Here is a 22,345-nt window from a genome sequence, read left to right on the forward strand (position 1 = left end):
TCTAGGACCCGGAAAGTCCCGCGTCAGCCGACGGGTTGGCCCTGCGGACCGACGACCTCGACCAAGGAACGGCCCCATTCGCGGGCGCGGTCCAGCTCGCCCTCGTCGAGCGGCCCCTCGAGGCCGTGCACCCAGAACGTCTCCGGATCTGCTGCCTGTCGCAGGTGCACCCGGCGCAGCCGCTTCGCCGCCTTCTTGGCAGCTGACCCCGGGACCCGGGGGTGGCTCACCCGGGTGTCGAACGTCGCGAACACCGTCTCACTCGCCCCGGGTTCGAGCGACTCCAGCCACTCGCGGATCCCCCTGGAGGCGGACTCGACCGGATGGTGGGACTTCGTCGCCGCGTCCTCACGCGTCGACGGCCGGCTGAGCCCGAAGGCGTGGGTCGGCCCACCGACGACGAGCAGGTCGAGCCCCGGCGGGACGGCGTCGGCACGGGACACTTCGCACAGCTCGACCTCGGACCAGCTGCCGAGGCCATCGGCGATGGCCTCGGCCACGGCCCTGGTGTTCCCGAACATCGACTCGTACACGACCAGACTGCGCTTCACGACGCCGTTCCTTTCCTTCGGGCGCGGGCGGACCACCCGCCCGCGCGGGTGTCAGTGCCGGCCGCGCACCACGGCGACCGGGCAGGTGCTCCGCTGCAGCACCTCGTGGCTGACTGAACCGAGCAGGAGCCCCCGGAAGCCGCCCCGTCCTCGCGCGCCGACGACGACCAGCCCGGCCTCGCCGGCCGCGTCGACCACCGCGTCAGCGGGTCTCCGGTGGACGATCCGGACCTCGACCTCGACGTCGGGGTGCGCCCGGCGGGGCTCTTCGCTGATCTCCTCCACCAAGGCCGCGAGCCGCTCCTCGACGGCAGTCCACTGGGGTGAGCCGCGCGTGGTGGCCACGGCGCCGCCCACGAACTCCACCTGCCAGGCCGCCACGAGCACGAGGGTCACCCGGCGGGCCCGGGCCTGCTCGAACCCGAAGGCGACGGCGGCCTTGGCGGAGGCGGACCCGTCGACGCCCACCACGACGGGGCCCCCGGACCGGGTGTGTGGACGGACCACGACGACGGGGACCAGGGAGTGCATGGCCACCTGGAGCGACACCGACCCCAGCAACCCCCCCACCCCGCCACGGCCGCGGGCACCCACGACCACGGTGTCGGCGTCCTCCGAGGCCTCGACGAGGTCGTGGGCAGCCGACCCTGTCGTCGCCCGACCGGTCACGCGCAGGCCGGGGTGGGTGGTGTGGACCTGCACCAGCGCCGCGTCGGTGATGTCGTCGCCGGTGTGCCAGCTCGGTTCGGGAACCAGGACGGTAGCCGCCACCAGCCGGTCGATCCCGGTGGCGTGGACCACGTCCAGGGGAAGCCCGCGGAGACGGGCCTCGTCCGCCGCCCAGTCGAGCGCGGCGTTGGACTCCACTGAGCCGTCGACCCCGACGACGATGGCGCGCTCGCCGCTCCACGATGGCATCGGACGATCCTCCTCGTTCGGGCACTGGCCCGTCCCTTCGAGGGTCGCGCGACGCGAGGCCGATCACCCGGGCCGAAGGTCCCGGCCCGGGTCATCCCGGCAGCGCGGGTCAGCGGTTGAGCAGCTCCTCGAACGGCACCGGGTCGGCGAACTCGTCCGCGTGGACGGCCCGGGCTGCCTGCCCGGTCACCAGGTCCGCGAGCTCACCTGCGGCCACCTGGACGCGCGCGGAGAGCCCACCGGTGACCAAGCCCCCCCGGCCCCAGTCCTCCGAGGCCGCGAAGACGGCTGTCGGCACCGTGACCGCCTTGAGGTAGGCGAACATCGGGCGCAGGGCGTGCTCGAGGACGAGCGAGTGGCGGGCTGTTCCGGCCGTGGCGGCCAGCAGGACGGGCGTCCCGCGCAGGGCACCCTCGTCGAGGACGTCGAAGAACTGCTTGAAGAGCCCGCTGTACGACGCCTGGAACACGGGGGTCACGACGACCACGCCGTCCGCCTGCCGCACCGCGTCCAGGGCGTCGCGCAGCGCGCCGCTGGCAAACCCCGTGAGCAGGGCGTCGGCCAGCGCGTGCGCGTGTTCGCGCAGGTCGACGAGCGTCACGTCCGCCTCGGTGCCCCGCTCGAGCAGCGCGTCCCGTGTGGCGGTGGACAGCTGCTCGGCGAGCAGTCGGCTGGAGCTGGGCTGCCCCAGGCCCGCCTGGACGACGACCAGGTGGCGTGCGGTCTGGGCGCTCATGAGGTGACCTTGGCGTCGCGGGCGGCGATGCTGGCGACCCGGCTCGCGTGGGTGGGGGCGTCGGGGACGTGGGCCGGCTTGCGGGCAGCCGCGATCCGGCGCAGCTCGGGCACCACCTGGGTGCCGAGCAGCTCGACCTGCTCCATGACGGTCCGGTGGGGGAGGCCGGCGTGGTCGATGAGGAACAGCTGGCGCTGGTAGTCACCCACGGAGTCCGCCATCGCGGCATACCGCTCCACCACCTGCTGGGGCGAACCCACGGTGAGCGGCGTCTCGCGGCTGAACTCCTCCAGCGACGGACCGTGCCCGTAGACAGGCGCGTTGTCGAAGTAGGGACGGAACTCTCGCACGGCGTCCTGGCTGTTGGCCCGCATGAACACCTGTCCACCGAGCCCGACGACGGCCTGGTCGGCGGCGCCGTGCCCGTAGTGCTCGAAGCGACGCCGGTAGAGCGCGACCATCTGCCTGGTGTGGCTCATCGGCCAGAAGATGTTGTTGTGGAAGAAGCCGTCGCCGTAGTACGCCGCCTGCTCGGCGATCTCGGGGCTGCGGATCGAGCCGTGCCAGACGAACGGCGCGACGCCGTCGAGTGGGCGAGGCGTCGACGTGAACGACTGCAGTGGCGTGCGGTACTTGCCCTCCCAGGTCACGACGTCCTCGGTCCAGAGGCGACGCAGCAGCGCGTAGTTCTCGATGGCCAGCGGGATGCCGTCACGGATGTCCTTGCCGAACCACGGGTACACGGGGCCGGTGTTGCCACGGCCCATCATCAGGTCGACGCGGCCGTCGGCGAGGTGTTGCAGCGTGGCGTAGTCCTCGGCGATCTTCACCGGGTCGTTGGTGGTGATGAGGGTCGTGGAGGTCGACAGCAGCAGGCGTGAGGTCCGGGCGGCGATGAAGCCCAGCGTGGTCGTGGGGGAGGAGGGCACGAAGGGCGGGTTGTGGTGCTCGCCGGTCGCGAAGACGTCGAGGCCGACCTGCTCCGCGTGGATGGCGAGCTCGAGGGTGTTCTTGATGCGCTCGTTCTCGCTGATGGTGTGACCCGTGGTCGGGTCCTGCGTGAGGTCCCCGACGGTGAAGATCCCGAACTGCACTGTCCCGCGCTCCTTAAGTAGTTGCGATTTCAACTACCTTAACGGCAGGTGGGTCGCGTTCATTCCGCGAGGCTGTGTGGCGGGTCAGTCCGTCGGTCAGTCCGGCGTGGCGGCGAGGTGCGCGCACGCGCGCGACTGGTTCCAGAGCCGCAGGAGCCGTGCGCTGTCGGCGGCGCCGGGCTCGCGCGGTATGCCGTCGGTGCCGACGAGCATCGGCGTCCAGACCGCCTTGCGCACGGCGCTGCGCTCGGTGCGCCGGTTGCCCTTGGCGGCGGCCACGTCGATGGACAACGTCAGGACACCCGAGCGCGCGTCGGGCTCGTGGCTGCGCCACCACACGAAGTTGCCCAGGCCGTAGTGCACGTACGAACGGCCGAGCCACCCCGCGCCGTTGACCCGGTGCGAGTGACCGCCGACGATGACGTCGGCGCCCGCCTCCTCGAGGACCTGCGCCGTCTGGACGGACAGCTGGTCGGGGCACGACTGGTAGTCGGTGCCCCAGTGGAGGAACACGACCACCAGGTCGGCCCGCCTGCTGGCAGCCTCGACCGCCCGGCGCAGACGGGTGGGCGGCATGCTCGAGGCGATCCCCGCCTTGGCGGGTCCGGCCGACCAGTTCGCCAGCGTCATCTCGTAGACCTGGGACGAGCCGAACACCGCGACGGTGAGCCCCTTGGCCTTGAGGTAGGCGGGGGCGAACGCCTCGACCTCCGTGGCGCCGATCCCGACGACCGGGATGGGGCTGTCCTCCTTGGCGGCCAGGGTGTCCTGCAAACCGAGCGGGCCGTAGTCCACGCCGTGGTTGTTGGCCATGCTCACCGCGTCGACCCCCGCACTGGCGATCGTGTCGAGCGCGGTCGCGGGCGCGCGGAAGTGGAACTCCTTGCCGATCTTGGTGCCCCGCTCGGTGATCGCCGTCTCGAGGTTGACCATCGCGAGGTCCGCCGACCCCAGGGTGCTGCGCAGCTCGTCCAACCCGTGGCGGTCACGGGCCAGCGGCGCGAGGTAGTCCTCGAAGTGGACGTCGCCCCCGAAGGCCATCGTCAAGGTCCCCGGGTCCGAGGCGGGCGGGGTCGCCGACGTGGTCGAGGGGCTCGCGGTGGTGGGAGCGGCAGTCGTCGTCGAGGTGGTGGCCCTGGCGGAGGGCGTGCGGGTGGCCGCCGGTGCCGCGCCCGACTCCGCGGAGCAGCCCGCGGCCAGGAGCCCCAGCAGGGTGCTCGCCACGACGGCGGAGGGACGGCGCATGAGCGCTGAGTGTAGGTCGCCCTAGGATCACGGTCGTGGAGGCGGCAACGGGGCACGCGCGGTTCGGCTCGGTCCTCGCCACCCGACCCGTCGAGGTCCGGCACGACCTGGCCGACCTCGACAGCGGGTTCTGGGCGGTCGTCGCCGAGTTCGACGGACCCGTCACCGCCGTCCGCTTCGAGGAGGTCGACCTCGATGCGGCCGAACCGGGCCCCGTCGGCTGGTCGCCGCTGGAGGGGGAGTGGGTCACGAGCCTGGACCACGCGGCATACCTCGCGGGGGTGGCCGAGGTCCGCGAGCGGATCGCCGCGGGCACGGTCTACCAGGTCAACCTCTGCCGGGTCCTCAGCCACGCGCTGCCGGCGGGCGCCGACCTCGACGGGCTCGCCCAGCTGCTCGTCCGGGGGAACCCGGCGCCGCACGCGGGTCGGGTCCACGTGCCGGGCGCGGGCCTCGACGTGGTCTGTGCCAGCCCCGAGGCGTTCCTGCTGCGCGACGGTGACCGGCTGGAGTCGCGCCCCATCAAGGGCACAGCCACGACCTTGGCGGCCATGCTGCCCAAGGACTACTCCGAGAACGTCATGATCGTCGACCTCGTGCGCAACGACCTGTCCCACGTGTGCCGCGAGGGCACCGTGGTGGTAGACCACCTGTGCCGCCCGGAGCAGCACCCGGGCATGGTGCACCTCGTGTCGGCGGTCTCGGGGCAGCTGCGGCCGGGGGTCGACTGGCCGGACGTCATGGCGGCGACCTTCCCCCCGGGCTCGGTGTCCGGGGCGCCGAAGTCCAGTGCGCTGCGGGCCATCCGTGACCTCGAGGACGCCCCTCGCGGGCCCTACTGCGGCGCGGTCGGCTGGATCGACGCCGACCGCGACCGGGCGGAACTCGCCGTGGGGATCCGGTCGTTCTGGGCACAGGACGACGGCGGCGGTGGGCGCGTGCTGCGGTTCGGCACCGGGGCAGGCATCACGTGGGGGTCCGACCCCGAGCAGGAATGGGTGGAGACTCAGGTGAAATCCCGACGACTGGTCGGCCTGGCGTCTGGAAAGGTGGAGGCATGAGCAGCAACGAGCCCCGGGTCTGGGTCAACGGCCGGCTGACCGGCATCGACGAGCCCGCCATCGCGGCCCTCGACCACGGCGTCACGGTCGGCGACGGAGCCTTCGAGACGGCCAAGGTCGACCGGGGCCAGGTGTTCGCGGCCACCCGGCACGCCCGGCGGCTGGACCGCACACTGGCGGGCCTGGGGCTTCCGCCCGCCGACCACGACTACATCGCGGAGGGCGCGAAGGCCGTGCTCGAGGCAGGTGACCCCATCGAGTTCGGACGGCTTCGCTACTCGGTGACGGGGGGAGCGGGGCCGCTGGGTTCGGACCGCGACGACAGCCCGCTCACGTACATCGTCACCGCCGGCCCCCAGCCGCGACCGCCGGCCAGCGCGACCGTGGCCGTGGTCCCCTGGACCCGCAACGAGCGGTCCGCCGTGGCCGGCCTCAAGACGACGTCGTATGCCGAGAACGTCGTGGCCCTGGCCTACGCCAAGGAGCGCGGGGCCATCGAGGCGGTGTTCGCCAACACCCGAGGTGAGCTCTGCGAGTGCACCGGGTCCAACATCTTCGTCGTCCGGGACGGCGTCATCAGCACGCCCCCGCTCGACTCCGGCTGCCTCGCCGGGATCACGCGCGAGGTCACCATCGAGTGGTGCCGCGAGGCCGGGCTCGAGGTCCGCGAGGAAGCCATGCCGCTGGAGGTGCTGGGAGAGGCCGACGAGGTCTTCATCACCAGCTCCACCAAGGACGTTCTCGCGATCCACGGCGTCGACGACCGCACCCTGTCGCCAGGGCCCCTGACGGCCCGCGCCGCCGAGGTGTTCGCCCGGCTGTGCACCGAGCGGATCGACCCGTGACCGAGGCCCGTCACGACGACCCGCCCGCCGCGCCGCAGGCGAGCAACGACGCTGCGCCGGAGGCGAGAAGCGACTGGGAGTGGCGCCGCAAGATCCGCGCCAACCCGCACAGCCACCGCATCTACAAGTGGTGGGTCATCGCACCGCTGGGCCTGCTCATCGTCGCCGGTGGCCTCGCCCTCGTCCCGCTGCCCGGTCCCGGGTGGCTGATCGTCATCTTCGGCATCATCGTGTGGGCGTCGGAGTTCGAGTGGGCCCAGGACCTGCGCGACTGGGTCAAGGAACGCCTCGCGCGGTGGAACGCGTGGATCAAGCCCAAGCCGCTGTGGTTCAAGGGGCTGGTCGGGCTGGCGACCGCGGTCCTCGTCGGCCTGTTCTTCTACCTGCTGTTCCTCGTCTCTGGGGTGCCGTCGTTCATGCCGGACGCGCTCGAGACGCAGCTGCTGTTGCTGCCCGGACTCTGACGCGGGCCCGGTGCGACGGGCAGCTGACCGGCACGCCGACCCGATTTCACCTCGCGCCGCCGGTCCGGCTATCCTTCGTGAGCCGTTTCGGCACTGGACGTGTAGCTCAGTTGGTTAGAGCGTTCGCTTCACACGCGAGAGGCCATGGGTTCGAGTCCCTTCACGTCCACCATCCCACTCAGGCCCGCCTCGTCCGAGGCGGGCCTGAGTCGTCCCGGGACACGGCCCGGCACAGGCGGTCCGAGGCGTGCTCGCGGTGTTTCATGGGGTCATGACCTCCGTCGTCCGGCAGATCCGCGTGTACCCCGTCCACGGCGAGGCTGGCCGCGACCTCGAGGCGGTGCAGGTCGGGGAGTCGGGCCTGCAGGGTGACCGGCCCAAGAAGGCCGCCGTCATGGTGCTGTCGACCGACGACACTAGCGGGGCCAGGGCCAACCTGGTCGTGGACCTGGGCGCCGAGGACCTCGCCGCCACGGTGGGTCACGTGATCGCCGTGGGGACGGTCGAGCTCGACGTCACCGGACCGGCAGGCACCTGCCCCGGTGTGTATGCCGCCGTGCGCCGCCCGGGGTCGGTGCGGGTGGGGGACGAGGTGGAGGTCAGGCCGCGCTCGTGACCATCGTGCGGTATGTCACGTGACGAGCGTCGGCGGTGCGGCCTAGAGTCGAATCGTGCTGCTGTTGCAGGAACCGGGAGTGCACGAGCGCGCGGTGGACCGCCTCGCGGCGAGCTACCGCGCCATTCCGCACGACGCGCCGGTGCGGCTCGCGAAGAAGACGTCCAACCTGTTCAGGGCGCGGGCGGTCTCCAGCGCGCCCGGACTCGACGTCTCCGGCCTCGGCGGGGTCATCGCGGTCGACCCGGTGGCACGGACTGCCGACGTCCAGGGCATGTGCACGTACGAACACCTCGTCGACGCCACGTTGCCCCACGGGCTCGCGCCGCTCGTCGTGCCCCAGCTCAAGACCATCACCCTCGGTGGGGCGGTCACCGGGCTCGGCATCGAGTCCACGTCGTTCCGCAACGGGCTGCCGCACGAGTCGGTCCTCGAGATGGACGTGCTGACCGGGTCGGGCGAGATCGTCACCGCCACCCCCGACGGCGAGCACGCCGACCTGTTCCACGGGTTCCCCAACTCCTACGGCACCCTCGGCTATGCCACCCGTCTGCGCATCGCGCTCGAGCCGGTGCAGCCCTTCGTCGAGCTGCGCCACCTGCGCTTCCACGACCTGGAGTCGCTGGTCGCGACGATGGCAGAGATCACCGGCACACGCGCCCACGAGGGTGCCGCGGTCGACTACGTCGACGGGGTCGTGTTCGCGGCCACCGAGTGCTACCTCACGCTGGGGCGCCAGACCGCGGAGCCGGGACCGGTCAGCGACTACACCGGCCAGCAGGTCTACTACCGCTCCATCCAGCACGACGGCCCGGCACCGAGGACCGACCGGCTCACGATCCACGACTACCTCTGGCGGTGGGACACCGACTGGTTCTGGTGCAGCCGGGCGTTCGGTGCCCAGAACCCCCGGATCCGCCGGCTCTGGCCGCGTCGCTACCGCCGCAGCGCCTTCTACTGGCGGCTCATCGCCCTCGACCACCGCTTCGACATCGCCGACCGGCTCGAGGCGAGGCAGGGCAGGCCGCCCCGCGAGCGGGTCGTCCAGGACGTCGAGGTGCCGTTGGACCGGACTGCCGAGTTCCTGCACTGGTTCCTGCGCGAGATCCCGATCGAGCCGATCTGGCTGTGTCCCGTGCGCAGCCGCGACGTGTGGCCGCTCTATCCGCTGCGCCCGGGCGAGACGTACGTCAACGTCGGGTTCTGGTCCAGCGTGCCGCGCGACCCGGCTGAGCCGGTCGGTGCCGCGAACCGGCTCATCGAGGCCCTGGTGACGGCGCTCGGCGGCCACAAGTCGCTCTACTCCGATGCCTACTACGACCAGGCCGAGTTCTGGCAGCTCTACGGCGGCGACGACTACACCGTCCTCAAGGCCCGCTACGACCCCCAGTCCCGACTGCTCGACCTCTACTCCAAGGCGGTGCAACGACGATGACCCTGCTGCGCAACCCGCGATCCGACTCCACGGCCGATCGCCTGTCGATGGCGCAGATCCTCGAGGCCGTGACGGCCGACGACCTGCAGCTGCGCTTCACGGCGTTCGACGGCTCGACCACCGGGCCTGCCGACGCGACCTTCGGGCTCGACCTCAAGACGCCCCGGGGCGCGAGCTACCTCGCGACGGCTCCCGGCGACCTGGGCCTGGCCAGGGCCTACGTCGCAGGCGACCTCGACCTCGTCGGCGTGCACCCGGGCGACCCCTACGACCTGCTGGTCGCCCTCGGCGACCTGCACTTCCGGCTGCCCCCGCCCAAGACCGCCGCCGCGGTGGCCCGCTCGCTGGGCCCCGACCTGCTCAAGCCGCCGCCGCCCCCGCCCCAGGAAGCCCTGCCCCGGTGGCGCCGAGTCGCCGAGGGCCTGCGGCACACCCGGGCGCGCGACTCCGACGCGATCCACCACCACTACGACGTGTCCAACACGTTCTACGAGTACGTCCTGGGTCCGGCGATGACCTACACGTGTGCGTGCTACCCGCACGAGGGAGCCACCCACGAGGAGGCCCAGGACAACAAGTACCGCCTCGTGTTCGACAAGCTCCGGCTGCGTGAGGGAGACCGCCTGCTCGACATCGGCTGTGGCTGGGGAGGCATGGTCCGGTATGCCGCGCGCCGCGGGGTGAGCGTCGTCGGCGCGACCTTGTCGCGCGAGCAGGCGGCCTGGGCGCAGGAGGCGATCCGCCGGGAGGGGCTGCAGGACCTCGCCGAGGTGCGCCACAGCGACTACCGCGACATCCGCGAGACCGGGTTCGACGCGGTCTCCTCGATCGGGCTGACCGAGCACATCGGCGTCCGCAACTACCCGGCCTACTTCGGCTTCATCAAGGACCGGCTGCGCACCGGCGGGCTGGTGCTCAACCACTCGATCACCCGCCCCGACAACCGGCGTCAGTCCACGGGCGCGTTCATCGACCGTTACGTCTTCCCCGACGGCGAGCTCATCGGGTCGGGCACCATCATCGCCGCCATGCAGGACGCCGGCCTGGAGGTGCGTCACGAGGAGAACCTCCGCGAGCACTACGTCCGCACACTGGCGGCCTGGTGCGCCAACCTGCGTGACCACTGGGACGAGTGCGTCGCCGAGGTGGGCGAGTCCACGGCCCGCGTCTGGGGGCTCTACATGGCGGGCTCGCGCCTGGGGTTCGAGCGCAACGTCGTGCAGCTGCACCAGGTGCTGGGGGTCAAGCTCGACGAGCGCGGTGGCGCCAACCTGCCGCTGCGACCCTGGTGGGACGCCTAGATGGAGCAACGACTGTCGCTGGTCACCCTCGGGGTGTCCGACCTCGAGCGGGCCGAGCAGTTCTACACCGCGCTGGGCTGGACGCCCCGCGGGGACGACGACGACGTCGTGTTCTTCCAGTGCGGGGGCCTGGTCGTCGCACTGTGGGACCGCACCTCCCTGGCCGAGGACTCGGTGGTCGAGGACGGCGGCGGGTGGGGCGGGGTGACCCTGGCCCTCAACGTCCGCTCGGCCGACGAGGTCGATGAGGTCCTCGACGAGGCGGCGCGCGCCGGTGCCGTGATCGGGCGCAAGGGTGCCGAGACCTTCTGGGGTGGCTACTCCGGGGTGTTCATCGACCCCGACGGCCACCCGTGGGAGGTCGCACACAACCCCTTCTGGACCGTCACGGACGCCGGCGAGACGCTGCTGAGCGAGCCCTGAGGTCAGGCCACCCTGAGCGAGCCCTCAGGTCAGGCCACCCTGAGCGAGCCCTGAGGTCAGGCCACCCAGTGCCGCGTGGCGCTGGCCCAGGTGGCGAGGGCGAGCAAGGGCAGCGCCACCAGCACCAGTGCGCGCGTGAGCAGGCGGGCTCGGCGCTCGCCGCTGACGGTGGACAGGGCCAGGTAGGCCGGGAACCACGTGAGCGCATACCGCGGGGACGACACCCACAGGGTCGAGCAGAGCACCACCCCGACGGACAGCCCGAGGTAGGTCGCCTCGGGCCAGCGTCGCTGCCACGCCAGCAGGGCCACCACGGCGACCCCGAACAGCACCGCCACCACATCACCCATCCGTGAGGCCGCGAGGACCCAGTCGCCCGTGGCCCAGACGGCGTCCCACGCGGACCGCAGCCCCACCCAGGGCCAGTGCGTCTCGCGCGACCAGCCCGTCGCCTCGGCCTCACGCCAGGCGTTCCAGGACCCGGTGCGGTGGTGCAGGTACGCCACGAAACCGGCCACCGGCAGCAGCGGCAGCCCCAGGGCGAGCACGTCCACGCGCGGCCGGCGGAGCCTGCCGTCGTGACGCAGCTGCACGACATACATGACGGCGAGGCCGGCCACGAGGAAGAGGCCGTTGACCCGCACCGCGGTGCCGAGGGCCGCCAGGGAGCCGGCCACCCACCAGTTCCGGTGGGTCGCCCAGACCCAGGCCCAGACGGCGACGGCGAGGAACAGTGCCTCGGTGTAGACGGCGACGAGGAAGTAGCCACAGGGTGCGACGGCGAGCAGCAGCACCGCTCGCTGCCCGGCCCGACGACCACCACCGGGGTCGTCCGCGACGAGCGTCCACACACCGAGCGCACCCACGACTCCCGCGACCAGGGTGACGGCCCACCCAGCGGCCGTGACCGAGCCGCCGAACACCGGCGCGAGCAGCGCCATCAGGGCGGGGTAGCCAGGGAAGAACGCCTGGTCGCAGCAGGGGAGCCCGGGAGGCAGGTAGCCCACCTCGGCGATCCGCACGTAGTGGTAGGTGTCGCCGTAGCCGAACCGGTCGAGCCACTTGGTGCCGGACGCCAGCGGGTGCGCCACCGGGGCCACGCCCGCGACGCGCGCGACGACCAGGACCGCGAGCACGAGCGCGGCGCGTGACGCCACCCAGGCTCCTGCCACCCGCACCCGCGTCGAGTCGACCACCTGGCTCAGCACCGGGTCAGCCTAGAGGGGTGCGAGCAGCTCCGTGCCCAGCCACTCCGCCGGGATCCCGAAGGCGTCGACGAGGGCCTGCGCGTGCGGCCGCAGGGCGGCACAGAGGTCGTTCACGGCCGCCGTGACCTGCTTGCTGCGCGCGGCGGTCATGCGGTCGTGCTCGAGGAACCAGCCCTTGTCGCCCTCGATCGAGCTCAGCGCATAGAGGTCGCACACCTGGTCGAGCATCTGCGCAGCCGCCCGGTCGGCGCACCCGTCGATGGCGGCCACGAACGACTCGAGGACCAGCCGGTCGACGTGGGCCCGTGCGGCGAACACCACGTGGTCCTGGGCGTCGTTGAAGACCGCGAACGCGTCCGAGCCCTCCTTGCCGGCCGCACGCAGCCGGTTCGCGAGGGTCTCGAGGAGGTGGCGTTCGCGCTCCTCGAACCGCGCCAGCTGCCAGCCCCGGTCAGTCGGACCCTGTTCGCTGTCGCGACCCGGCGCAGCGGCCATCAGCCGCTGGATCAGCCCGCGGGCGGCAGCCCTCTCGACGAGGGCTCCGGCGAACTGCCGCGCGCCGAAGCGCACCATGCCGAGGGTGTCGAGGTCGCCGAACGCGTCGCGGTAGTCGGTGAGCAGCCCCTTGGCGACGAGCTGCAGCAGCACCGTGTTGTCGCCCTCGAAGGTCGTGAAGACGTCGGTGTCGGCCTTGAGCCCGGGCAGCCGGTTGACGGCCAGGTAACCCGCCCCACCGCAGGCCTCGCGGCACACCTGGATGGTGGCCGTCGCGTGGGCGGTGCCGACCGCCTTGATCCCGGCCGCCCGCGCCTCGAGCTCGCGCTGGCGGTGCTCGTCGACCTCGCCCTCGGCGGTCTGGACGTCGTGCATGAGCGCGACGAGGTCGTTCTGCGCCAGCGCGAGGGCGTACGAGGTGGCCAGCGCCGGCAGCAGCTTGCGCTGGTGCGTGCGGTAGTCGAGAAGGAGCACCTCCTGCCCCGACCCGGGAGGGGCGAACTGACGGCGGTGCCCGGCATACGTGATCGCCAGGGTGAGCGCGGTGCGCGTGGCGGCGCCCGCACCGCCAGCGACGCTGACCCGGCCGCGCACGAGGGTGCCGAGCATCGTGAAGAACCGGCGGGTCTGGTTCTGGATCGGCGAGGTGTACGTGCCGTGCTCGTCGATGTCGCCGTAGCGGTTGAGCAGGTTGGTGCGGGGCACCCTGACGTGGTCGAACGTGAGCCATCCGTTGTCGACCCCCGCCAGCCCGGCCTTGGCGCCACAGTCGCCGATGGTGACGCCGGGCAGGGGCGCACCGTCCTCGTCGCGGATCGGCACGAGGACGCAGTGCACACCGTGGCTCTCGCCGCCGGTGACGAGCTGGGCGAACACGGCCGCCATGCGCCCGTCGCGCGCCGCCCCGCCGATGTAGTCCTTGCGCGAGCGCAGGTCGGGGGTGTGCACGACGAGCTCGTCGGTGTCGGGGTCGTAGGTCGCCGTGGTCCCCAGGGACTGCACGTCGGACCCGTGGCCGGTCTCCGTCATCGCGAAGCAGCCCGGGAGTGTCGCGTCGATGATCGCCGGCAGGTATGCCGTGTGGTGCCGCTCGGTGCCCAGGTGGGCGACCGCGCCGCCGAACAGTCCCCAGTGGACCCCTGCCTTGACCATGAGGGACAGGTCCGCGTGGCCGAGCATCTCGAAGGCCGTGACGGAAGCGCCGATGTCGCCCTTGCCGCCCACCGAGACGGGGAAGCCGTTGGCGGCGTGCCCGGTGGCGGCGAGGGTCTGGACCTGGTCGGCGACCCGGGCGCGGTACTCCTCGAGGGTCAGCTCCTGCGACGGCGGGGCGTACCGCTGCGGGTCCAGCTCGTGGCGGGCATCCTCACGGATGTCGGCCCAGCGGCCGTCGAGGGTGGTGCGCAGTGCGGTGGCCAGGTCGGTCATGGTTCCTCCGGCGTGCGTGGGGTGGTGGGTGGTCCAGAAGGCGTGCTGGGTGCATCGGTCCAGGCAACTGACAGGCCGCCCCAGGCGAGGTCCGTCAGGTGCCGCGTGAGCTGCTCGCGGGTCAGGTGGCTGCCGTCGCCGAGCCACTGGTCGGCTGCCGCCCGCACCATGCCCACGAGACCGGCGCCCCACACGGGCGCCGGTGCGGCATCGCGACCGGCGGCGCGCAGCGCGACGGCCAGGACGGCCGCCATCTGCTCGCCGATGTGGTCCGTCACGGGGCGGGCGGGGTCGCCCCCGGCCGTGCGGTCGAGCAGGGGAGCGGTGACGACGAACCGGTAGACCTCGGGGTCCTTCTCGACCAGCTTGAGGTAGGCGTCGATGGCGCCCTCGATGAGCTCACGCGGGTGGCGTGCGGCGCTCGCGAGGTCGGCCCCGTCCCCGCTGTCGGCCCCCATCGCCTGGCCCAGGTCGCGCAGGATTAGCGCGTCCACGCTCTCGCACACCGCGGCATACAGGCCCTGGCGGTCGGTGAAGTGGCGGTAGACCACGGTCTTGGACGTGCCCGCCACGGCGGCGATCTCGTCCATCCCGACGGCGGCACCGTGCTGGCGGATGGCGCGCAGCGAGGCCTCGACGAGCTCCCGGCGGCGGGTGGCGCGGTGCTCGTCCCAGCGGGTGCTGCGGCCGTCGGAGCTGGCGGTGGGGGTGCTCACAGTGGGGGACAGTAGCAGGTACTCAACGTACCTGCTACTGTCCGTATCAGTTACCCGAGATCTCGAGGAGCACCCCGTGGCAGCGTCCGCCAGCACGTCCCGCAAGTCCGGCCAGCCCACCGTCGGCACCCGTCGCGCGGCGGTCATCGCCGGCAACCGCATCCCGTTCGCGCGGGCGAACGGCAGCTATGCGAAGGCCTCGAACCAGGACATGCTGACCGCGGCCCTCGAGGGGCTCGTCGCCCGCACGGGGCTGGCCGGGGAGCCTGTGGGGGAGGTCGTCGCGGGAGCCGTGCTCAAGCACGCACGCGACTTCAACCTCACCCGCGAGGCGGTGCTGGGTTCCAGCCTGGCGCCGACGACCCCGGCGTACGACGTGCAGCAGGCGTGCGGCACCGGGCTCGAGGCCGCGATCCTCGTCGCCAACAAGATCGCGCTCGGCCAGATCGAGTCCGGGATCGCCGGGGGCACCGACACGGCCTCGGATGCCCCGATCGCGGTCAACGAGGGTCTGCGCGAGACGCTGCTGACCCTCAACCGCGCCAAGACCCCGGCCCAGCGGCTCAAGGCGCTGGCAGGTCTGCGGCCCGGCCAGCTCGTGCCCGAGATCCCCCGCAACGTCGAGCCCCGCACCGGGCTGTCGATGGGGGAGCACATGGCCCAGACCGCCGCCCGCTGGGGGATCACGCGCGAGTCCCAGGACGAGATCGCCGCGGCGTCGCACCAGAACCTCGCTGCCGCCTACGACCGAGGCTTCTTCGACGACCTGGTCACGCCGTACCTCGGCCTGACCCGGGACCAGAACCTGCGGCCGGACTCCAGCGTCGCCAAGCTCGCCAAGCTCACCCCCGTGTTCGGCAAGGGTGAGGGCGCGACCATGACGGCCGGCAACTCCACGCCGCTCACCGACGGTGCCTCGGCGGTGCTGCTCGGCTCGGACGACTGGGCGGCCGAGCACGGGCTGCCGGTGCTGGCCCACCTCGTCGACGCGCAGACCGCGGCCGTCGACTACGTCACCGGACACGAGGGCCTGCTCATGGCGCCCGCGTACGCCCTCCCGCACCTGTTGGAGCGCCAGGGCATGAAGCTGCAGGACTTCGACCTCGTCGAGATCCACGAGGCCTTCGCGGCGACCGTGGTCACGACCCTCGCCGCCTGGGAGAGCGAGGAGTTCTGCCGCGACCGCCTCGGGCTCGACGCCCCCATCGGGGCGCTCGACCGCAGCAAGCTCAACGTCAACGGTTCCTCACTCGCGGCCGGCCATCCCTTTGCCGCCACGGGTGGGCGGATCGTCGCATCGCTCGCGAAGATGTTGCACGACAAGGGAACTGGCGCGCGCGGCCTCATCTCGATCTGTGCTGCCGGTGGCCAGGGCGTCATGGCGATCCTCGAGGCGGCCTGACGTGGCGGCAGTCGGTGGTGCCTACGCCGGGTTCGTCACCAGCCCCGTGGGCCGTAAGGTCGCGGCCCAGCTGGGTCTCCCTCGCCCCGTGACCCTGCGGCGGTATGCCGTGGGCGCGCCGATCATCGACGGCCCGGTGCTGGTCGGTGGCCTCGGCGAGGCGCCGGTGGCCGCCCGGGCCCGTGCCCTGCTCGAGGCCGAGGGCGTCGACACGGTCGACGAGGTGGCCACCGGCTACCGCGTCGGGGGTGTCGTCGCAGACCTCACCGCGGTGACCGACCCGACCGACCTCGACGTCGTACGCACCCTGGTGGCCCCGGCGCTCAAGGGGCTGCAGCCCAGCGGTCGCGTCATCCTCGTGGGCCGGACGCCGACCAGCGCCGAGGGGTTCGCGCAGGCCGCGGCCCGACGCGCCCTGGAGGGCATCACCCGGTCGATCGGCAAGGAGCTGCGCGCGGGCGCCACCGCCAACCTGGTCCTCGTGGGCGACGACGCGGACGACGCCGTCGACGCGACCCTGCGGTTCCTGCTGTCGGGCCGCTCGGCATACGTCGACGGACAGGTGGTCCGCGTCGGCGCCCTGCACGGCGCGGTCACCGCGACCGAGCCTGCTGACTGGGCGAAACCCTTGCAGGGCAAGGTCGCCGTGGTCACGGGCGCCGCCCGCGGCATCGGTGCAGCCATCGCCGACGTGCTCTCACGCGACGGGGCCACGGTCGTGTGCGTCGACATCGCGGCGGCGGGCGAGGCACTGGCCCGCACCGCCAACCGGGTGGGCGGCACCTCGCTACAGGTCGACGTCACGGCGGCCGATGCCGGCCAGCGGATCCTCGAGCACGCGAACGCCCGGCACGGCGGTCTCGACATCGTCGTGCACAACGCCGGCATCACGCGGGACAAGCTGCTCGCCAACATGGACGAGTCACGGTGGGCGTCCGTCCTCGACGTCAACCTCGGCTCGATCCTGCGGATGAACGAGGTCCTGCTCGCCGAGGGCGGCATCCGCGACGGTGGCCACGTCGTCCTCGTCTCCTCGATCGCGGGGGTGGCAGGCAACCGGGGGCAGACCAACTACGCGGCCTCCAAGGCCGGGGTGATCGGCCTGGTCGACGCGCTCGGGGCCGACCTCGACCTGCGCCGCCGTGGCATCACCGTCAACGCCGTGGCGCCGGGCTTCATCGAGACCGAGATGACGGCCAAGGTCCCGTTCGCGACCCGCGAGATCGGCCGGCTGCTCAACTCGCTGAGCCAGGGCGGCCTGCCCGTCGACGTCGCGGAGACGATTGCCTGGTTCAGCCAGGACGCCAACGCCGCGGTCACCGGAAACGTCGTCCGGGTGTGCGGCCAGAGCCTGCTGGGGGCCTGAGGTGTCCGAGCGCACCCTGGACGAGAGCCCTTCACTGGCACCGCTGTTCGCGCGGGCGGCCCTCACGGCGCGCGGACGCGGTGGCGCCCTGCCCGACACGTCGCTGCGCCTCGAGGGCGTGACCGTCGACCGTGGCCGCCTGCTCGACTACCAGCGGTTGTGCCGCTTCACCGGCGGCGACGTCCTGCCGCATCCCTACCCGCACCTGCTCGGGTTCCCGCTCCAGGTGGCGCTGATGGCCGACCGGTCGTTCCCCCTCCCGCTGCCGGGCCTGGTCCACCTCGAGAACCGCATCACGGCGCACCGCAGCCTCACGGCGGACGACCGGCTCGACCTGCGCGTCCACGCCGAGGACCTCCGCCCCCATCCGAAGGGACAGCTCGTCGACCTCGTCACCGAGGTCGAGGTCGACGGTGCTCGGGTGTGGGAGGGCCGCAGCACCTACCTGCGGCGAGGGCGCGGGCCGGCGGACGCCGTGGCTGAGGTGGCGGCGTCGCTCCTGCCCCCGGAGCTGCCGTCCGGTCCGCCCGCGGGCGTGATCCGCGTGCCCGAGGGCATCGGCCGGGCGTATGCCGGGGTGTCCGGCGACGTGAACCCGATCCACCTCCACGCGCTCACCGCGCGCACCATGGGCTTCCCGAGGGCGATCGCCCACGGGATGTGGACCGCGGCACGCACTCTGGCGGCCCTGGGTGCAGCCACCGCCGGTCCGTCGACCTCGCACGTCTGGTTCGCCAAGCCCGTGCTGCTGCCGAGCACGGTCGAGCTCGTCGTGGGCGAGGGCCACGATGGAACCATCGCCGGGCTGCGCTCGGCCAAGGACCCCGGGTTGACGCACCTCACCCTGCAGTTGACCCGGGGCTGACGCACCGGCCGCCGGGGCCCATTGGCCGCCGACACGGCAGTCCGTACTGTCAGCCCCATGGAACGGAACGCGCCGGAGCCGTCGGACGTCTCGGACGCGACGTCGAAGCCCGGCCCCTGGGCTCGCGCCCGCGCGTCGGTCCGGGCGGGCATCGACCGCGCGGCCGGGGCCATCCGTCGTCCAGGGGCCGATCGTGACACGGCCCTGCTGCTGGCGAAGGCCGCCCTCGCCACCGTTCTGGCGTGGCAGTTCGCCGTGCACGTCATCGACAGCAGGTCACCGTTCTACGCGCCCATGGCGGCGCTGCTCGTGGTCGACCGCACGATGGTGCGGTCCCTGTGGGCCAGTGCCCAGCGTCTCGCCGCCGTCGTCGTCGGCATGGCCACTGCGTGGCTGGTCGGCTCGGTCGTCGGGGTCCACTGGTGGAGCATGCTCCCGGTCCTGTACCTCGCCCTCCTCATCGCGCGGTGGCGCAGGTTCGGCGACCACGGCATCCAGGTCCCCACGATGGTCCTGCTGTCCCTACTGACGGTGGGCGGCACCGACAGCAGCTTCACCATCGTGACGATCGGCGAGACCGTCGCGGGCGGTCTGATCGGTGTGCTGACCAACGCGATCGTGGTGGCACCCCTGCACATCCACACACCGAGGGAGGAGATCACCGACCTGACGCGCACGGTTCGCGACCTGCTGGGCGACATCAGCTCGGGCCTGCGCGAGGGCTGGGACGCCGAAAAGGCGCGGGACTGGTACGCGACCAGCACCACCATCATCGAGCGCGCGCCGCAGGTTCACTCCGAGATCGAGCGGGGCCGGGAGAGCCAGAAGTTCAACCCCCGCGACAACCTGCGCGGCTACCGGGTCGACTGGACGGGGTACTCGTGGGCCGTCGAGGCGGTACGCCGCAGCCAGTGGCACGTCTCGGGGATCGCGCGGACGCTGATGGACGCTGCCGACGAGGCGGAGGACCAGTCGATGCCCACGCAGACCTTCCTGCAGTCCTACGCCGGCGCACTCGATGACATCGCGCAGGCCCTCACCCGCTTCGGGGTCCACGAGGAGCAGGAGGAGGTGCAGGTCCGCGAGTCCCTCGACAGGGCTGGGGCGACCCTCCACGAGCTCGGCGACCGGGTGCGCTCGGCGAGCCTGGACGACCCGCGGGCGTGGCCGGCCTACGGCACGCTCCTGCTGGACGCACGCCGGTTGATCCGCGAGCTGGAGGTCCACCGGGACAGCGCGGTGGTCCCCACCGACAGCGGGATCATCCCCAAGCCGGACAGCGACGACCCGGCTGCGTGAGGTGCAGGGTCAGGCGGGGCAGCGCGTCCCGTCGGCGGGGAGGTGGAGCGAGATCAGGTAGTCGTCGAGCAGGGCGTCGACACAGGGACTGCGCGTGAAGGCGGTGTGCCCCGCGCCTTCCCACGTCACCAGGGACGACCCGTTCCCCAGCACCTTGGCCATGCTGACCGCGCCCGCGTAGGGGGTGGCCGGGTCGTGCACCGTCCCCACCACGACCAGCGGTGGCGCGCTCGGCGCCGCCGGTGGCACCAGGGTCTGGCGCGCCGTCCAGAACCTGCAGCCGATCAGGGGCCACGACCCCCAGACGCCCAGGGTGGGGAACTGCCTGCGGAACCGCGCGGCGGCGTCGCGGCTCTGGGCCTCGGTGGGGCCGGGTGGGCTGTCGGTGCAGTTGATGACGAAGCGCGCGTCGTTCTCCTGACGACCCTCGGGGCCCCCTCCGGAGGCGTCGACCAGGCTCCAGAGGGTGCCCGAGTCCCCGCGCTCCGCCTCGGCCAGGCCCTCGGCGAGGTCGGGCCATCGCTCGGCGTAGTACATCGCGGACACCAGGGCGTCGAGGACCTGGCTGCCCCGCAGCGGCTCGTCCCCGTCGGGCCGCCCGCTGGGGATGGGGGACCGGTCGGCCTTGGCCACCAGCGCCGCGACGTACGCCCTGACGTCGCCATCGCCCGGGCACCGCTGCTCGGCCTTGCACCAGGCGAGGAAGTCCTCCCACGAGTCCTCGAAGCCCTGTACCTGGTGCTCGATCGTCGTGATCCACGGCGTCTGCGGGTCGCTCGGGGCATCGAGCACACCGGCCCGGATGTTCGCCGGGTACCGGCGCGCGTACTCGGCTCCGAGCTTCGCGCCATACGAGCCCCCGACGAAGGTCAGCTTCGCCTCACCGAGCGCCACCCGGATCGCGTCGATGTCCGCGGCGGCGGACGTCGTCCCGAACAGGGACGCCCGGTCGCCCAGCGCGCCCAGGCACTCCTGCGTCCCCGTCCGCACCTCGGCAGCGGCCTTGGCGTACCCGGCGTCCGTGAGCAGGTCCGGGAGGAAGGGCGGGACCTCGACGTGGTGGCAGGTGATGGGGCTCGAGTGGCGTGCGCCTCGCGGGTCGAACCCGATCACGTCGTAGGTCGCGAGCAGCCGGTCCGACATCCGCCCCACGAGGAAGGCGTGGTTGTCGACGCCCGACTGGGCCGGGCCGCCCGGCACGAGGAGCAGGGTCGGACGGCGCTGGGACGGCGCGGGCGTGGTGGTCGCGCGGATCAGCTGGATCGTCAGGCGCCCCGCGTCAGGCTTCCCCTCGCGCGCTGCCACGGTGAGCGTGCTGCAGGTGAAGGTCAGGCGGGCCAGCCGGTCGCTGGGCACGGGCGGTGCCGACAGGTCGGTGACGCCCTTGCAGCTGCCCCACCGCAGCGAGGTCGTGTCGGAGTCGTCTGCCCCCGTCGAGCACGAGGGCAGGCAGAGTGCCACCACCGCCGCAGCGGCCGGAGCGCAGCGCCGCACGCCACCATTACAGCGGTCGACCGCCCCTCGGTCGCCCACCGACTGACGTAGCGGCGTCAGGCACCGTCCCGCTCCACCGCCAGGGACTTGGCGAAGTAGCGCGACAGCTCGGAGTCCGCGTAGTGCCCGAACCGGAAGGTCGGCTCGTAGCCCGCGGACTCGTACAGCGCGATCGCCTCGGGCTGCATCGTCCCCGTCTCCAGCACGAGCCGCTCGATGCCGACGTCGCGTGCCGTGGACTCCAGGTGGGCCAGCACCCGGCGCGCGTGGCCGCGGTGGCGCGCCGTCGGGCTCACGAACATCCGCTTGACCTCCGCGACCGGTGCGCCGTCGTAGCGCGCCGCCACGTCGGGACGTCGGCGCCAGGCGCCCATCGCGACGCCGGCGCCCCCGACGGTGGCCAGCACCAGCAGCCCGTTCGGGGGCTCGAACTCGGCCGCGTCGACGGGGGAGTCGTCCGGTCCGCCGTAGATGGTGACGTAGTAGGCCTGCACCTCGTCGACGAGCCGCTGCACCCGGGGGTCGAGCAGCGACGCGGTGGCCAGGGAGAGCTCCGGCGCGGCCTCCGCCATCAGTCGCCCAGCGAGGCGACCGCCTCGGCGACCGGCACGCGACCGGCGACCAGGTCCACCTGCTGGTGCACGCCGCGCCCTGTGGTGATCAGCTCTGCCAGGACGGCCGCCACGTCGGAGCGCGGCACGGAACCCGGCGACCGGTCGGGGCCGAGGTCGACCTTCCCCGTGCCCTCGTCGTCGGACAGCCGCCCGGGACGCACGATGGTCCACTCGAGGGACTCTCGGCGGCGCAGGTCGCGGTCGGCTGCGGCCTTGGCGCGCAGGTACACCTGGTACACGTCGTCGGACTCCTCGTCGGCCCGGTCCGCGTCGATGGCCGAGACCATGACGTAGCGGTTGACCCCGGCCTGCTCCGCAGCGTCGGCCAGCAGGACGGCACCGTCCCGGTCGAGCGTGTCCTTGCGCGCGGCCCCGCTGCCGGGCCCAGCCCCCGCGGCGAAGACGACGACGTCGGCTCCGGCGATGGCGGCGGCCAGCGCCTCGACCGTCGTGTGCTCGAGGTCGACGACCACACCGCGGGCGCCGCGCTTGACCAGGTCGGGGAGGTGGTCGGCGTTGCGGACGAGGCCGACCGGCTCGTGGTCCCTGCGGACCAGCTCCTCGGCGAGCAGCAGGGCGACCTGGCCGTGTCCACCGGCGATGGCGACGATCATGTCCCCTTGTCTACCAGCCGCGCCCGGAGGGCCGGCTGAGTCCCCGGGGACAACTCACGCGCGGGTGCCCGCACCCGGCCGATAGCATCGGTATGCCGCCCGCGCACCCTGCGCCGCGGCATACCGTGCACCGCCACCCACCAGGAGAAGCCACC

22 protein-coding genes and 1 tRNA gene are annotated in these 22,345 nt (G+C 72.5%); 12 read left to right on the forward strand and 11 right to left on the reverse strand.

Annotated elements, in window-relative coordinates:
• Window positions 1–23: 23 nt before the first annotated feature.
• The 5 genes from AC1DV7_RS01770 to AC1DV7_RS01790 form a co-directional block, all read right to left on the reverse strand.
• On the reverse strand, window positions 24–551 hold the full coding sequence (locus AC1DV7_RS01770; protein WP_477593974.1) for a flavodoxin family protein: 528 nt from the start codon (window positions 549–551) through the stop codon (window positions 24–26).
• A 51-nt stretch (window positions 552–602) separates the two neighbouring features.
• A complete protein-coding gene (locus tag AC1DV7_RS01775) occupies window positions 603–1,469 on the reverse strand; it encodes a universal stress protein (RefSeq protein ID WP_477593976.1) in 867 nt (288 codons plus the stop codon).
• 109 nt (window positions 1,470–1,578) lie between these two features.
• Complete coding sequence (locus tag AC1DV7_RS01780; RefSeq protein ID WP_477593977.1) at window positions 1,579–2,205, reverse strand: FMN reductase; 627 nt, start codon at window positions 2,203–2,205, stop codon at window positions 1,579–1,581.
• Window positions 2,202–3,299 (reverse strand): LLM class flavin-dependent oxidoreductase, encoded by a 1,098-nt coding sequence (locus AC1DV7_RS01785; protein WP_477593979.1) that lies wholly within the window; start codon window positions 3,297–3,299, stop codon window positions 2,202–2,204. Before AC1DV7_RS01785 ends, AC1DV7_RS01780 begins: the two co-directional genes overlap by 4 nt.
• Before the next feature lie 96 nt (window positions 3,300–3,395).
• The gene (locus tag AC1DV7_RS01790; protein ID WP_477593981.1) at window positions 3,396–4,544 is read right to left on the reverse strand and encodes a CapA family protein; all 1,149 of its coding nucleotides are present in this window, start codon (window positions 4,542–4,544) and stop codon (window positions 3,396–3,398) included.
• A gap of 35 nt (window positions 4,545–4,579) precedes the next feature.
• Here AC1DV7_RS01790 and AC1DV7_RS01795 point away from each other — a divergent pair, with 35 nt between their 5' ends.
• The 8 genes from AC1DV7_RS01795 (at window position 4,580) to AC1DV7_RS01830 (ending at window position 10,689) form a co-directional block, all read left to right on the forward strand.
• On the forward strand, window positions 4,580–5,605 hold the full coding sequence (locus tag AC1DV7_RS01795) for a chorismate-binding protein (RefSeq protein WP_477593983.1): 1,026 nt from the start codon (window positions 4,580–4,582) through the stop codon (window positions 5,603–5,605).
• Window positions 5,602–6,450, forward strand: a complete 849-nt coding sequence (locus AC1DV7_RS01800; RefSeq protein WP_477593985.1) for an aminotransferase class IV — start codon at window positions 5,602–5,604, stop codon at window positions 6,448–6,450. The genes AC1DV7_RS01795 and AC1DV7_RS01800 overlap by 4 nt, the downstream gene beginning before the upstream one ends.
• Complete coding sequence (locus AC1DV7_RS01805) at window positions 6,447–6,914, forward strand: PGPGW domain-containing protein (RefSeq protein ID WP_477593986.1); 468 nt, start codon at window positions 6,447–6,449, stop codon at window positions 6,912–6,914. Before AC1DV7_RS01800 ends, AC1DV7_RS01805 begins: the two co-directional genes overlap by 4 nt.
• A 95-nt stretch (window positions 6,915–7,009) precedes the next feature.
• A tRNA-Val gene (locus AC1DV7_RS01810) sits at window positions 7,010–7,086 on the forward strand.
• Window positions 7,087–7,185: 99 nt separating this feature from the next.
• Complete coding sequence (locus tag AC1DV7_RS01815; protein WP_477593988.1) at window positions 7,186–7,530, forward strand: hypothetical protein; 345 nt, start codon at window positions 7,186–7,188, stop codon at window positions 7,528–7,530.
• Between the two features lie 55 nt (window positions 7,531–7,585).
• The gene (locus AC1DV7_RS01820) at window positions 7,586–8,965 is read left to right on the forward strand and encodes an FAD-binding oxidoreductase (RefSeq protein ID WP_477593990.1); all 1,380 of its coding nucleotides are present in this window, start codon (window positions 7,586–7,588) and stop codon (window positions 8,963–8,965) included.
• Window positions 8,962–10,266: a class I SAM-dependent methyltransferase gene (locus AC1DV7_RS01825; RefSeq protein WP_477593992.1), complete on the forward strand. Its 1,305-nt coding sequence runs from the start codon at window positions 8,962–8,964 to the stop codon at window positions 10,264–10,266. The genes AC1DV7_RS01820 and AC1DV7_RS01825 overlap by 4 nt, the downstream gene beginning before the upstream one ends.
• A complete protein-coding gene (locus AC1DV7_RS01830) occupies window positions 10,267–10,689 on the forward strand; it encodes a VOC family protein (RefSeq protein ID WP_477593994.1) in 423 nt (140 codons plus the stop codon).
• Window positions 10,690–10,745: 56 nt separating this feature from the next.
• Here the strand turns inward: AC1DV7_RS01830 and AC1DV7_RS01835 are convergent, their stop codons facing one another.
• Genes AC1DV7_RS01835 through AC1DV7_RS01845 form a run of 3 tightly spaced genes read right to left on the reverse strand, consistent with a single transcriptional unit; the run spans window position 10,746 to window position 14,536 of the window.
• Window positions 10,746–11,897 carry a hypothetical protein gene (locus tag AC1DV7_RS01835; RefSeq protein WP_477593996.1) on the reverse strand — a complete coding sequence of 384 codons (1,152 nt, stop codon included), beginning with the start codon at window positions 11,895–11,897 and terminating at the stop codon, window positions 10,746–10,748.
• Window positions 11,898–11,906: 9 nt separating this feature from the next.
• Window positions 11,907–13,820: an acyl-CoA dehydrogenase family protein gene (locus tag AC1DV7_RS01840; RefSeq protein WP_477593998.1), complete on the reverse strand. Its 1,914-nt coding sequence runs from the start codon at window positions 13,818–13,820 to the stop codon at window positions 11,907–11,909.
• Entirely contained in the window at window positions 13,817–14,536 is a 720-nt protein-coding gene (locus AC1DV7_RS01845) for a TetR family transcriptional regulator (protein ID WP_477594000.1), read from the reverse strand. Before AC1DV7_RS01845 ends, AC1DV7_RS01840 begins: the two co-directional genes overlap by 4 nt.
• A 76-nt stretch (window positions 14,537–14,612) precedes the next feature.
• Here AC1DV7_RS01845 and AC1DV7_RS01850 point away from each other — a divergent pair, with 76 nt between their 5' ends.
• The 4 genes from AC1DV7_RS01850 to AC1DV7_RS01865 are packed head-to-tail and all read left to right on the forward strand — an operon-like array spanning window position 14,613 to window position 19,468.
• Window positions 14,613–15,938: an acetyl-CoA C-acetyltransferase gene (locus tag AC1DV7_RS01850; protein ID WP_477594001.1), complete on the forward strand. Its 1,326-nt coding sequence runs from the start codon at window positions 14,613–14,615 to the stop codon at window positions 15,936–15,938.
• 1 nt (window position 15,939) lies between these two features.
• Window positions 15,940–17,304: a 3-oxoacyl-ACP reductase gene (locus tag AC1DV7_RS01855; RefSeq protein WP_477594003.1), complete on the forward strand. Its 1,365-nt coding sequence runs from the start codon at window positions 15,940–15,942 to the stop codon at window positions 17,302–17,304.
• A gap of 1 nt (window position 17,305) precedes the next feature.
• Window positions 17,306–18,169 carry a MaoC/PaaZ C-terminal domain-containing protein gene (locus AC1DV7_RS01860; protein ID WP_477594005.1) on the forward strand — a complete coding sequence of 288 codons (864 nt, stop codon included), beginning with the start codon at window positions 17,306–17,308 and terminating at the stop codon, window positions 18,167–18,169.
• 57 nt (window positions 18,170–18,226) lie between these two features.
• Complete coding sequence (locus tag AC1DV7_RS01865; RefSeq protein WP_477594006.1) at window positions 18,227–19,468, forward strand: FUSC family protein; 1,242 nt, start codon at window positions 18,227–18,229, stop codon at window positions 19,466–19,468.
• Window positions 19,469–19,477: 9 nt separating this feature from the next.
• Here the strand turns inward: AC1DV7_RS01865 and AC1DV7_RS01870 are convergent, their stop codons facing one another.
• The 3 genes from AC1DV7_RS01870 to AC1DV7_RS01880 are packed head-to-tail and all read right to left on the reverse strand — an operon-like array spanning window position 19,478 to window position 22,190.
• Window positions 19,478–20,962, reverse strand: a complete 1,485-nt coding sequence (locus tag AC1DV7_RS01870; protein ID WP_477594008.1) for an alpha/beta hydrolase — start codon at window positions 20,960–20,962, stop codon at window positions 19,478–19,480.
• A 56-nt stretch (window positions 20,963–21,018) separates the two neighbouring features.
• Complete coding sequence (locus tag AC1DV7_RS01875; RefSeq protein ID WP_477594010.1) at window positions 21,019–21,534, reverse strand: GNAT family N-acetyltransferase; 516 nt, start codon at window positions 21,532–21,534, stop codon at window positions 21,019–21,021.
• Window positions 21,534–22,190: an NAD(P)H-binding protein gene (locus tag AC1DV7_RS01880; RefSeq protein WP_477594012.1), complete on the reverse strand. Its 657-nt coding sequence runs from the start codon at window positions 22,188–22,190 to the stop codon at window positions 21,534–21,536. The genes AC1DV7_RS01875 and AC1DV7_RS01880 overlap by 1 nt, the downstream gene beginning before the upstream one ends.
• Window positions 22,191–22,345: the final 155 nt, after the last annotated feature.

Source organism: Pedococcus sp. P2_E4, from assembly GCF_056403935.1.